Here is a 12,403-nt window from a genome sequence, read left to right as displayed (position 1 = left end):
CTAAGAAACCCTTGAAACAACCTGTGGTTTTGAAACGGCTATCTGTCGAGCGCGGCGAAGTAGGCCTTTTCGATGTCGGCGGCCATCACATCGGCGCCGAACCGCGCCTTGAGGTTCGCGCCATCGGGCATCAGGTTGATATAGGCAGCAGGGTCGGCCAGCGCTTGGCCTATCTTGTCGGCAAGCTCGACCGGGTCGGGCCGGATCAGCGCAGGGGAACTCGTGCCGAAGATCTCCGGAATGCCGCCGACTGCGGTGGCGACCATCGGCTTTCCCGCGGCAAGCGTTTCCAGCACGATATAGGGCATGGCTTCGGCGCGTGAGGGAACGATGACGAGCGCCGCCAGTGCAAAGGCGTCCCTGGCCGGCATCGGCGGCAGGAAGCGGACATGACGCTCAAGCCCCAGGCGTTTTACTTGCACGTGGTAGCGCGGCAGGTCGTCGCCGTGTCCGACCATGACCGCGGTCAGTGCGCGGCCGAACTGGGGGCCGGCCAGCGCCAAGGCATCGATAAAGATATCCGGCCCCTTCAGGTCGCGCATCATGCCGATATAGAGCAGATCGGCTGCGTCGGGCTCGGTGATCGCCGGTTCGAATTCTGTGGCGCGCAGACCGTTATAGACAAGGGTGTTGGGAATGGGCGGTTCGCCGACCTTATGGCGATAGGTTCGCCTCTCATAGTCGGAGACAAACAGCAGGCAGTCGGTGAAGCGGGCCATGAAGCGCTCGAGCGCGAAGAACAGCTTTCCGGTGGTCGTGTTCTCGTCATAGTGGAGAGAGCCGCCATGCGGCGAATAGAGGCGGGCTACGCGAGACCTTGATACCCGCAACAATGAGCCGAACAGACGGGCATAGGCGCCACCCTTGGCGCCGTGCCCGTGCAAAACGTCCGGCCGCAATTCCTTGATGATCCTGTAAGTGCGCCAGGCCGAGGCAAGGTCGCCCGGGCCGACATGGCGCTGCATCGGCGTGCGATGGATGCCGAGCGCCAGCATGTCCTTCATCTGCTCGAACAGATTTTCCTCGAACTCGCCGCCCGTTGTCGAATCGCAAACGATGCCGACGGAATGCCCGGCGGCGACCTGCGCCTCGGTCAGGTCGCGCACATGGCGGAAAATTCCCCCGACGGGTGAGCGAAAGCAATGGACGATCCTGAGGGTGTCCGCCACGTGGTTCGTCAGAACAGGCGTTCGCGGACGTAGACGGTATCGCCGGGCAGCAGCGGGTCGGAGGTGACCACGCGGCCGGTCATCACCTTGCCGTTGATGTCGCGGGTGATGTCGACGCTTTCCTGGTTGGCGCGCGGCGTGAAGCCGCCGGCAATGGCGATCGCCTTCTGCACCGTCAGGCCGGGGACATAGGAATATTGGCCGCCGGCACCCACTTCGCCCATGACGAAGATCGGCCGGTAGCGATCGATCTCGACCGAAACGTCGGGATCGCGCAGATAGCCTTGCCGCAATTTGTCGGCGATTTGCTTTTCCATCTGCTGCGCGGTGTGGCCACGTGCCGGTATGGCGCCGACAAGCGGGAAGGAGATGTACCCGGATTGGTCGACGCTGTAGGTGTTGGTCAGCCCGTCCTGCTCGAACACTGTGACGCGGACGCGGTCGCCGGCGCCAAGACGATAGGGCTGATCAAGCACCTCGTGGAAGGCTGCCGGCGTCGGCCGATAGCTGGAACAGCCAGCAAGCATCGACACGGCAAGCAGAGCGCGAAACAGGGGAGCAGTGCTTTTCATGACCGGACAGGTACCTTCGACTTGCCGCTGCGGCGTCGCAGCAAACATCAGGGATCGGGTTCGTTATCATCCTGTTAGGGTTAATGACCGGTAAAGGGAGGGGCTGACGCATGGCGCATCGGCAAGAGTTTTTGCGTTTTTTTGCAGGTTTGTTTTTCACTCGCCAGTAAACCCTAACGGAAACTTACCGTGTTCTTAACGGCTGAGTTACCATAGTTGTTTACGGTGCATCCTGACCCAGTATCGGAGTAGGGATGCATGTCCGTTCAGTCCGCGGCCGCAGATGTCGATGTCGATCTCAGGCAACTCTTCGCCAGCCTGGCGAGGAACTGGTTGCGCATAGTCGTCGTCGTGCTGTCGGTGACAGGGCTGGCATTCGCTTTCGCTTCGTTGGCAACCCGCCACTACAAGGCCGAGACGCAGGTGGAGATCGCACCACGCGAATCTGTCTACACGCGGCCGGCCAGCAACAACAATGACACCGACAAGCCAATTCTCGACGAACAGGGCGTCGCCACCCAGGTCCAGATAATTTCCTCCAACGAAATCCTCAAGCAGGTCGCACAAAAGCTTGGTCTGGAAAAATTGCCCGAGTTCGACGACGCGCTCGACATGTCGCCGTTGAGCCGCGCCCTGGTCCTCGTAGGCTTGAAAAGCGATCCGATGGAGATTCCGGCGGAAGAACGCGTCCTCAAGAAAATGCACGAGAAGCTCAACGTCTATGGTGTCGAGAAGACCCGCATCATTGCCATTGAGTTCTCGTCGGAAGATCCCAAGCTCGCGGCCGCCATACCGGACGCCATTGCCGCCGCTTATATAGCAGGGCAAGGGGCGGCCAAGCTCGAATCCAACAACGCCGCTGCTGACTTTCTGGCACCGGAGATCGCCGACCTGTCAAAACAGGTCAAGGACGCCGAGGCCAAGGTAGCCGCCTACCGCTCACAGTCCGATCTTCTGATGGGTGGCAACAATTCGGTGCTGGCCACCCAGCAGCTTTCGGAACTGTCGAGCGAACTGTCGAAAGTGCGCGCCAACCGCGCCGCTGCCGAAGCGACCGCTGACGGTGTGCGCAGGGCGCTGCAGACTGGCGGTTCGCTGGATGCCGTGCCGGAGGTTTTGTCGTCGGACCTGATCCAGCGCTTGCGCGAGCGACAGGTCGAATTGCGCTCCAACATCGCCGATCTGTCGACCACGTTGCTTGGCAATCATCCGCGTATTCGCGCGCTGAAATCGCAACTGGCCGATCTCGACGCGCAGATCCGCAGCGAGGCCCAGAAGATCATGAAAGGCCTGTTGATGCAGGCCGAGACGGCAAAGGCCCGCGAGAACCAGCTTGTCGCCGACGTCAACACGTTGAAGGCGGCTTCGGCGCAAGCCGGCGAACAGCAGGTCGATCTCGACGCGCTGCAGCGCGACGCTACCGCCAAACGGCAGCAGCTCGAGCTGTATCTGGCCAACTATCGCGAAGCGGCTTCGCGCCAAGACCGCAACTATCTGCCGGTTGACGCCCGGATCGCCTCGAAGGCTTCGGTTCCCTCCGAGGCCTATTTCCCGAAGGTCGGACCTATCGTTGGCGCCGCTTTCGCCGCATCGCTGCTGATCATGGCCATCGTGACGCTTCTGCGGGAGCTGTTTTCCGGCCGTGCGATGCGTCCGGCGACCGGTTCCCGCTTCGAACGGATCGATGAGGTCGCGATGCCCCATGTGGCGCAGGCGTCTGACATGGTCGCAATGCCGGTTGTCCGCCAGGAACCCGCCGTCCTCCGGGATCCCGTCCTTCGCCCGGAGATGGGGAACCGCCCGGCTGCGGCGGAGGCCAAGCCCTACGCCACGATGCCCGCCATGGCCGAAGCGCCTGATATGGTCGCAATGGCCGAGGCAGCGGCAGCCAAGCAGACGGCTGTCGAGCCCGAACCGGTGCATTCGACGCTGGGTGAGATCGACGTTGAGAAGGCTGCCGAAAAGCTGATCGCCAGTGGTGCCGCGCGCGCCATCTTCGTCTCGCCGGAGGGCGACGAGGCCGCCGCATCCGCGGTCCTGGTCGCACGCGAGGTCGCCGACGCCGGCCTGCGCGTCCTGTTGCTGGATCTCACCGCGTCGGGGGCGGCCTCACGGCCGATGCTGGACAGTGGGCTTTTCCCCGGCATCACGAACCTGCTCGCTTCGGAGGCGCAGTTCAGCGACGTCATCCACGCCGATCTCTACTCGGACTGTCACGTCATTCCCGTCGGCACCGCCGATCCGGTCCGCGCCATGCGCGCCGCCGACCGGCTGCCGATCATCATGCAGTCGCTGACAACGGCTTATGATCTGGTCGTGGTCGAATGCGGACCAGCCGACGCGCAAGGCATCAGCCGTCTGACCGGCGATGCCACCGAGGTCTTTCTCTCCATGCTGGAGTCGGACGACGAAGTAGCACAGGCCGCGGTCAAGCTGATCGAAAGCGGCTATCCCGACCTGACGCTGGTGACGCCGCTCGGCCACGAGCCGCCCGGCAATCCGGTGCCGGGACGGCGCACTGCCGCCTGAAGGAGTTCCTTGGCGGGGGCCGGTCAGAGGTCCGTACCGTCGCTATCCCAGTTCCAGCGTCGTCACGCCGAACAACCGTTGCGGGCCGAGCTTCGGGGGCGGGCCCTTGTACATGCGGGTGGTGGTGAAGGTCGGCACAAAACCGGCCGCATTGAGCGCTGCGATAAAATCCCGTTTGGTGGCTGGAACGTCGATGCTCAGATCGCCGCCCTCGCAGGCACCAGCCAGTCGTTCCAGCAATTGCAGGGCGATTTTCATATCGTCGGCAAACAACGGACCGATCTTGAAGCCGGACCGACACCGCCGCGCTACGCCATAGCCGCTGGTGCCACGCGAATTGATCGCCGCCAGCCCGTGATGCGGCGCCTGCAGCCATCGCTGCAGGAAGGCACGCCGGGGCGCGGGAAAGCAATGTGCGTCATAGGCGATGATGTCGGGCACGAGCTCTGTCGTCAACAACCGCAGTCCGTCGGCTCTGCCCGAGGGTCCCACCTTGCGCCCGCTGTAGCGGGTGGTCTCGTAGGCCGGGCTGAAGCCCATGCGCCGGTAATTCGCCTGCTGCTCTGCGACGCCGTCGAGCCCGATGGTGCGGCCGGCAAGCCTTTTCATGCCGGCGTTCCACACCGCCTTGCCGTAGCCTTTGCCGCGCATATCCGGCCGGCAGATGTAGAGGCCAATGAAGCCGAACTCGATTCCATAGGCCACCGCCGAGATTGCCGCGACCATTTCGTTGCCGACAAAGGCGCCGATGAAGCCTTCGGGATCCGCGGCCTGGAACATCGCCGCGTCTTCAAGGCCTGGGTTCCAGCCTTCCGCGGCCGCCCAGTCGACGAGAACAGCCAGCTCCTGCAGCGACAGCGTCCGGATGGTCGGCTTCATGGCGCTCACTCCGCAGCGGCTATTCCGGGTGAGAAGGATTTCAGCACACCACGATAGGGCTTGGCCAGCGGGCTTGCATAGGCGCCGCGCTTCGATGTCGACAGGCCGAGCGAGATAAGCGCCTCGGCCTGCTTGAGTGCTGCTCCGACGCCGTCGATCACCGGTAGTTGGAACTCCGCCTGTAGCCGCTGCGCAAGGTCGGCCATACCGGCGCAGCCGAGCACGATGGCCTCGGCGCGATCCTCCCGGATGGCTCGGGCGATTTCGTCGCGCAGTTTTCCGACCGCGCCAGATGCCGGGTCCTCCAGCGCAAGCACGGATATGTCCGCAGCGCGCACGCGGACGCGGCCCGCCATGCCGTAGCGCTGCACCAGCCCCTCGACAGGTACAAGCGAGCGTTCGGTGGTTGTCACCACGGTGAAGCGCTGGGCAATGAAAGCGGCGATGGAAAGCGCCGCCTCGCAGATACCGATGACAGGGATACCGGCCATGGCGCGTGCCGCATCCAGGCCGGTGTCGTCGAAACAGGCGATGATGGCCGCCTGCGCGCCGCGACGCTCGCCGGCGGCGATCTCCATCAGCAGGCCCGGCACGGCCAGCGCCTCGTCATAATAGCCTTCGATCGACACCGGTCCCATGGACGAAGTGACGGCAACCACCTCCGTCCAGGCACTGGCGACCGCGCGTGCTGCGGCGGCGATCGTCTCGGTCATGCTCGAGGTCGTGTTTGGGTTTACCACAAGTATCTGCACGGTCACGCTCTCGCCCGGCGGCGGCCGACATAGAGGATGGCGCCCAACGTCGCCAGGATCACCAGGAACGAAAACACCGTGGTCACCGTGCCAAGCGCGTAGAGCACGGGCGTCGTGACATTGGTGGTCATGCCATAGATTTCGAGCGGCAGCGTGTTGAAGGTGCCTGAGGTCATCAGCGTACGCGCGAACTCGTCGTAGGACAGCGTGAAGCCGAACAGGCCAACGCCGATCAGGCTCGGCGCGATCATCGGCAGCACGACATGGGCGAAGGTCTGCCAGGAGGTGGCGCCGAGGTCGCGTGCGGCTTCCTCGTAGGCCGGCGAGAAGCGGTTGAAGACTGCAAACATGATCAGTACGCCGAACGGCAAGGTCCAGGTCAGATGCGCGCCGAAGGCGGACGTGTACCAGGCCGGACGAAAGCCGATCTGCTGGAAGACCACGCCGATGCCCAGTGAAATGATGATCGAGGGCACGACGAGGCTGGCGACAGCCAGGTAGAACAGCGCGGTAGCGCCCCGAAATTTCTGGCGGAAGGCAAGGCCCGCCAGCAGTGACACAACGACGGTGACGATCATCACCATGACGCCCAGCACCAGCGAGCGCTTGAAGCTGCCGCCGAAATCGCCGACCGCCTGGCGCTCGAACAGATTGGCGAACCAGTGCAGCGACACACCGTTGAGCGGGAAGGTGAGGCCGCCGGTCTCGCCCTGAAAGGAGAGAATCAGGATCGCTGACAGCGGGCCGTAGAGGAACAATACGAACAGCGTGAAGAAGACCGCCAGCACGTAGAAACCGACAGTGCGTTTTTCGGGGCTCACGTCAGAGCTCCTTGCGAATGTCGACAATGCGCAGGATGCCGGCGACTATCAGCAGCACCAGCACCAGCAGCACCACCGCATTGGCGGCGGCGGCCGGATACTGCAGCAGTGACATCTGGTTCTTCATCATCAGCGCAACGGAGGCGCTCTGGCCGCCCGACATCACCTGCACGGTTGAGAAGTCGGCCATGACAAGCGTGACGACGAAGATGGTGCCGATCGCCATGCCCGGCTTGGCCAGCGGAATGATGACGTTCCACAGCACCTGCCAGCCGGACGCACCCGCGTCGCGCGCGGCCTCGACCAGCGAGCGGTCGATGCGCATCAGCGTGTTGAAGATCGGCGTCACCATGAACAGCGTGTAAAGATGAACCATGGCTAGCACGACCGCGAATTCGGAATAGAGCAACCATTCAATCGGTTTCGGCACCAGCCCCAGATGCACCAGCGTCGAGTTGATCAGCCCGTTGCGGCCGAGCACCGGAATCCATGAGATCATGCGGATGATGTTGGAGGTTAGGAAAGGCACGGTGCAGACCAGGAACAGCACCATCTGCATGGCCGTGGTGCGGATGTGGAAGGCGAGGAAATAGGCGACCCAGAAGCCGATGCACAAGGTCAGCGCCCAAACGATGGCGGCGAACTTGATGGTGTTGAGATAGGTCTTCCAGGTAACCCACGAGCCCAGAACGTCGGAATAGTTGGTGGTCAGGAAATCCGGATACATGGCGGCGAAGTCGTAATCCCAGAAGGACACGACGACGATCATGATGATGGGCAGGAGCAGGAATGCGCTGAGGATCAGCGCCAGTGGCGCCGATTGGAGATAGGGCGTGACCCCGCCGAACGCGAAGCGTCGTCGTCGGGCTGGTTTCGCGGCGGCGGCAATTGCGGGGCGGTCGAGCGCGACTGTCATTAATGCTCTCGGTGCAGGTTTGTGGTGCGGGCGCTGCGCGCCAATCCCCTTCTCCCACAAGGGGAGAAGGGGAAGAGAAGGGGCGCTGACTAGATCAAGCCGCGATGAACTCGTTCCAGCGCTTCACCATGTAGCGGTCCTCGTCCATGACCGAGTTCCAGCAGGCGACCTTGCCCATGCGCTCCTCGAACGAGCCGCCGTCACGCACCGCGCCGGCCTTCTCCATGACCGTGCCGTCCGGTGCCTTGATCTCGCCCTTGGCTGGCTTGCCTTCAATCCAGTAGCCCCATTCGTCCTCGGTCATGAATTTCTTGGCTGAGACCATGTTGGCCGAATAGTAGCCCTGGCGATTGAGATAGCCGCCGACCCAGCCCGAAGTGTACCAGTTTATGTACTCGTAAGCAGCGTCGAGCTCGGCGCCCTTGAGGTGGGCGGCAAGACCGAGGCCGCCACCCCATGAGCGGTAGCCTTCCTTGAGCGGCTGGAAGCGGCAGGCGATGCCCTTGGAGCGCACGGCGGCGACGGCGGGTGACCACATCGACTGGATGACGACTTCGCCCGACGCCATCAGATTGACGCTCTCGTCGAAGGACTTCCAGAAGGCGCGGAACTGGCCGGCCTGCTTGGCCTTGATCAGGAAGTCGATCGTCTTGTCGATCTCGTCCTTTGTCATGTTGCCCTTGTCGGCATATTTGATATTGCCCGTGGCTTCCATGATCATCGCCGCATCCATGATGCCGATGGAGGGGATGTTGAGGATTGCGGTCTTGCCCTTGAAGGCCGGGTCCATGATATCGGCCCATGTGGTGATGTCGCGGCCGACGAGGTCGGGGCGGATGCCCAGCGTGTCGGCGTTGTAGATGGTCGGCACCATGGTGAACCAGTTGGTCGGTGCCTTGGCGAAGGTCTTTGAGTCCTGCGCGTCGACATACCCGACCGTGTGCGGCGCCGTGCCCTGCGCGATGACGCTGTCGGGCGTCAGCTTGCCGGTTTTGAACAGCGGCACCAGTTCGTCGTAGTACTTCAGTTTGCTGACGTCCATCGGCTGCAGGACGCCGCTCGGGAACACCTTCTTGCAGATCCAGTATTCGATGTCGGCGATGTCGTAACTGTCGGGCTGGGTCACTGCACGTTGGGCGGCCGCGTCGGAATCTGTCGCCGTCATCTCCAGCGTGATACCGAGATCGGCCTTGCACTTGTCGGCGATGGCGTTGAGGTTCGACACGCCGGTGCCGAACTGGCGCAGCGTGATGTTGGATTGCGCCCAAATGGTCGGAAAGCCTGATATGGCACCGGAGCCGGCGGCAAGGCCGACGGCAGCGGCACCCGTCTTGAGCAGCGAGCGGCGCGAAATGCCCGCCTTGGTTTGCGTAGTGTTTGTCATCCTATTCCCCTATCTTGTTTTGCTTGGTTGACGTCATGAATGCAGGCGGCCGAGGATGATGGCATCCTCGGAACCCCAGGCGAGCGGCACGGCGTTGCCAATGGCGACTGGTTTGGCGAAGAAGTCGGAATCGTCGACGATGACGGTGAAATCGTCGATGCCGGCGCCGGTGACCGACAGCTTCACCGTGGCGCCGCGATATTCGATGTTGGAGACGATGCCCGTGAAGCCGAGACCGGGCGAGGGCGCCTCGCCGATGCGCACATGGTCGGTGCGGATGGCGATATCGATCGGCGCTCCCACGTCCCGTGGTTGGCCGCTGGCGGCAAGCGAGCCGCCGCCATTCACGTCGAAGGTGACCATGGCGCCGCGTTCGCCGGTGACCCGGCCGGAGATGACATTGTGGTCGCCCATGAAGCGGGCAACGAAGGCGGTGGCCGGCCGCTCGAAAACGTCGCGCGGCGGCGCCGCTTGTTCGATGAGGCCGTCATTCATCACCACGATCAGGTCGGCGAGTGCCATCGCCTCCTCCTGGCTGTGGGTGACGTGGACGAAAGTGATGCCGAGTGACGTCTGCAGCTTTTTCAGCTCGGCCCGCATGCGGATCTTCAGGAACGGATCGAGCGCGGAAAGCGGCTCGTCGAGCAACAGCGCCTCGGGATCGGTGATCAGCGCGCGCGCCAGCGCGACGCGCTGCTGCTGGCCGCCGGAAAGCTGTGCGGGCCGGCGCGTCGCATAGGCCTCCATCTGCATCAGCTTCAGCATGTCGAGCGCCTTGGCACGACGCTTTTCCTTGTCGATGCCCTTCATCTTGAGGCTGAAGGCGACATTGTCGATGAGGTCGAGATGCGGGAAGAGCGCATAGGACTGGAACATCATCGCCGTGCCCCGCTTGGCCGGCGGCAAGTCCGTCACCACCACGTTGCCAAGGCGGACATCGCCGCTGGAAATGCTCTCATGGCCGGCGATCATGCGCAGCGTCGAGGTCTTGCCGCAGCCGGAAGGGCCGAGCAAGCAGCAATAGGTGCCGGCCGGGATCTTGAGGCTGATGCCCTCGACGGCGGTCGTCGTTCCATAGATTTTCGAAACGGACACAATGTCGATTTCGGCGGCTTTGGACATCAGGCATCCCCGTTTGGTCGTATTAGCCAAAGCATCATGCATGCCAATCGCCATGCTGCCGACCAAGCATTTGAATTGTCGGGGAAATCGGGATTTTCGGGTGTCGCCTATCAAACGGGCGTTTTGTGCGTTGCACAAATTATGGGCGATTGTCTGCGATCTATACACAAATCGTATGCAATCTTTTTTGCCTTCGTGTCCACTTTGCCTCTCGTGCTGACGTCGAGAGTCGCGTTAGAAGGGGACGGAAAGAATTGCCGCCATGAACTTTGCCGACCAGATCTATTCCGCCACCGACAGTGCCACGCAGGATCGTGCCCAGGCGATCCGCGACCAGCTACGCGACGCCATCGTCGACCGCCGGCTGGCGCCGGGCACCAAACTGTCGGAAGGCGAGGTCGGCACGCTGTTCGACGTCTCCCGTACGGTGGCACGCGCGGCGCTGCAGATGCTGTCCTTCGAAGGGCTGGTGCGCACCGAGCGCAACCGTGGCGCCTTCGTCGCCAACCCATCGCCAGAGGAAGCGCGCCAGGTGTTCGCCTCGCGACGGCTGATCGAACCGGGCATTGCCATCGCCGCCTGCGGCCGCGTCACCGCTGCCGACATAGCTGCATTCAAGGCGCAGCTCGACGAGGAGGGCCGCTTCATTGCCGAGCGTGGGCCGAATGCGCGGCGTTCCGAAATCAGGGCGTCGGGCGATTTCCACTTGCTGCTCGCCGCCGTCGCCGGCAATGCCATCCTGCAGCGCTTCATGGAGGAGCTGGTGGCGCGCTCGTCACTGGTCATCGCGCTCTACGGGCGGTCTGGCATATCCGCCTGTGGGCACAGCGAACACACGGAAATTGTCGGCGCGCTGGGGAGCGGAGATTGCGGGCGGGCGAGCCTGCTGATGCTGCACCACCTCGATCATATCGAGGCCGATCTGGATTTGCGCGTCAGGGCCAGCCCGGCGCTGAGGGAAGCCCTCGACTTCTGAGAGCTAGCTGTCGTCTTCGCCGGCAGTGGATGCCGCCTGTCCCGCCGCCTTGCGGCGCAGCATCTTGGTCAGCTTCCAGATCGTCGGGCTGTTCTTGATGAAGGCTTTCAGCCGCGCGCCTTGCCTGAGCATCAGCGCCAGCACGCGGCCCTTCAGGGTCAGTGGTATCAGCACTTCGAAATGTTGGGTCTCCATATCGCACCACAGCCGCTTGTAGGCCTCGTCGCCGACGGAAAAATCATAGACCTCGAAGCCGGTCGCGCAGGCTTCCTGGATGTTGTCGAAGAACAGGAAGTCGCCGGGGCTGGTATGGCCGAGGTCGTCGTCGGCAATCGCGCCGAACTCGCAGATCAGGCGCTTACCCGAGCGGCTCGATCCGGTGACGGCGCGCAGCTTGCCGGCAACCTCTAGCCCGTGCAGCACGAAAGAAGGTTTGTCCTCGGCAAGCGCTTGCACGAACAGCGCTCGAAAGAAGCTGCGCACCAACTCGTCGCCGAAGACGTTGGTGATGCCCATCTTGCGGAAACGGAATTCCTTCATCTCGAAAAAGCCATCGAGCAGCCTTGCGACCTCGTCGGCCGTGCGCGCCTCGATCCGGCGATGGCTGCCGACGGCTTCGAATTTCCGGATCTGCGAACGGTGCTTCTTGCGTTTGTGTTTGCCGCTGGCGCGAGAAAGCAGCGCATCGAAGCCTCCGACAAGGTCGACGGCCAGCGACAGATTGGGGCTGGCAAAATGGTCAAGTGAGGCGAAGGGATTGGCGACGCCGTCCAGATTGGGCAGCAATCGTTCCAACGCGACGAGATCGATGTCCGGACGTTCCTTGGCGATGGCCGCCAGCATCGATCGGACGGCCCGGATATCCGCTTTGGCCAGCCAGCCAGGGTCCGCGGCGACGAAGTTGCCATTGGCGTGGCGACCTCCCATGAAGCGGGCGACGCGGAACGGACCGCTGGCGGTGACCTCCAGCGCCAGCGAAAAAACCGGCTTGCCGTCGGCGCTCAATGTCGCGACGAGCAAATCCGGCCTGACCTGTGCAGCCCAGTTCAAGACCCAGCCAGCACTTTGCGCCGGCGCAAACAGGGCCGAGCGGCAGAACTCGGCATAGGCCGCGAGCCCGTCCGCCGACACCACTGAAATGAACAGGCCGGCATGGTCCTGCGGCAAGGCGCGCGGCGACGCCTCGGTCGCCGCAAGCCGATTGCCGTCAAATGACGCGGTTGCGTCAACCATACCTCAATCCTTAGGGCATATTGATCGCGATTTGGGGCTTCGCGCAGGCG

The 12,403-nt window shown here is 63.0% G+C and carries 10 protein-coding genes and 1 pseudogene; 2 read left to right on the top strand and 9 right to left on the bottom strand.

Features of this window, described 5'->3' with window-relative positions; translation table 11 throughout:
• Nucleotides 1–38: 38 nt before the first annotated feature.
• Nucleotides 39–1,169 carry a glycosyltransferase family 4 protein gene (locus NKJ90_RS05050; RefSeq protein WP_352485753.1) on the bottom strand — a complete coding sequence of 377 codons (1,131 nt, stop codon included), beginning with the start codon at nucleotides 1,167–1,169 and terminating at the stop codon, nucleotides 39–41.
• Nucleotides 1,170–1,177: 8 nt separating this feature from the next.
• Nucleotides 1,178–1,741 (bottom strand): polysaccharide biosynthesis/export family protein, encoded by a 564-nt coding sequence (locus NKJ90_RS05045; protein WP_023759877.1) that lies wholly within the window; start codon nucleotides 1,739–1,741, stop codon nucleotides 1,178–1,180.
• 258 nt (nucleotides 1,742–1,999) lie between these two features.
• On the opposite strand from NKJ90_RS05045, the gene NKJ90_RS05040 reads away from it, so the two are divergent.
• Nucleotides 2,000–4,270 (top strand): GumC family protein, encoded by a 2,271-nt coding sequence (locus NKJ90_RS05040; protein ID WP_023759876.1) that lies wholly within the window; start codon nucleotides 2,000–2,002, stop codon nucleotides 4,268–4,270.
• A 42-nt stretch (nucleotides 4,271–4,312) separates the two neighbouring features.
• Here NKJ90_RS05040 and NKJ90_RS05035 read toward each other — a convergent pair whose 3' ends face one another.
• From NKJ90_RS05035 to NKJ90_RS05010, 6 genes and pseudogenes are all read right to left on the bottom strand, one after another.
• On the bottom strand, nucleotides 4,313–5,149 hold the full coding sequence (locus NKJ90_RS05035) for a GNAT family N-acetyltransferase (RefSeq protein ID WP_023759875.1): 837 nt from the start codon (nucleotides 5,147–5,149) through the stop codon (nucleotides 4,313–4,315).
• A gap of 5 nt (nucleotides 5,150–5,154) precedes the next feature.
• Nucleotides 5,155–5,901 carry an aspartate/glutamate racemase family protein gene (locus NKJ90_RS05030; RefSeq protein WP_023759874.1) on the bottom strand — a complete coding sequence of 249 codons (747 nt, stop codon included), beginning with the start codon at nucleotides 5,899–5,901 and terminating at the stop codon, nucleotides 5,155–5,157.
• A 2-nt stretch (nucleotides 5,902–5,903) separates the two neighbouring features.
• Nucleotides 5,904–6,722, bottom strand: coding sequence for an ABC transporter permease (locus NKJ90_RS05025; protein ID WP_023759873.1), 819 nt, complete (start codon nucleotides 6,720–6,722; stop codon nucleotides 5,904–5,906).
• Between the two features lies 1 nt (nucleotide 6,723).
• Nucleotides 6,724–7,551, bottom strand: a pseudogene (locus tag NKJ90_RS05020) (ABC transporter permease); the annotation flags it as partial.
• Between the two features lie 181 nt (nucleotides 7,552–7,732).
• Nucleotides 7,733–9,022 carry an ABC transporter substrate-binding protein gene (locus tag NKJ90_RS05015; protein WP_023759871.1) on the bottom strand — a complete coding sequence of 430 codons (1,290 nt, stop codon included), beginning with the start codon at nucleotides 9,020–9,022 and terminating at the stop codon, nucleotides 7,733–7,735.
• A 33-nt stretch (nucleotides 9,023–9,055) separates the two neighbouring features.
• A complete protein-coding gene (locus NKJ90_RS05010) occupies nucleotides 9,056–10,144 on the bottom strand; it encodes an ABC transporter ATP-binding protein (RefSeq protein ID WP_023759870.1) in 1,089 nt (362 codons plus the stop codon).
• A 262-nt stretch (nucleotides 10,145–10,406) separates the two neighbouring features.
• On the opposite strand from NKJ90_RS05010, the gene NKJ90_RS05005 reads away from it, so the two are divergent.
• Complete coding sequence (locus tag NKJ90_RS05005; protein ID WP_023759869.1) at nucleotides 10,407–11,120, top strand: GntR family transcriptional regulator; 714 nt, start codon at nucleotides 10,407–10,409, stop codon at nucleotides 11,118–11,120.
• Between the two features lie 3 nt (nucleotides 11,121–11,123).
• Here NKJ90_RS05005 and NKJ90_RS05000 read toward each other — a convergent pair whose 3' ends face one another.
• A complete protein-coding gene (locus NKJ90_RS05000; RefSeq protein ID WP_352485752.1) occupies nucleotides 11,124–12,353 on the bottom strand; it encodes a GNAT family N-acetyltransferase in 1,230 nt (409 codons plus the stop codon).
• Between the last annotated feature and the right edge of the window lie 50 nt (nucleotides 12,354–12,403).

Source organism: Mesorhizobium sp. M0051 (assembly GCF_040323235.1).
Taxonomy (GTDB): domain Bacteria; phylum Pseudomonadota; class Alphaproteobacteria; order Rhizobiales; family Rhizobiaceae; genus Mesorhizobium.
Note: the sequence above shows the minus strand (reverse complement) of the source record. Positions and strands in the feature narration are given on the sequence as shown.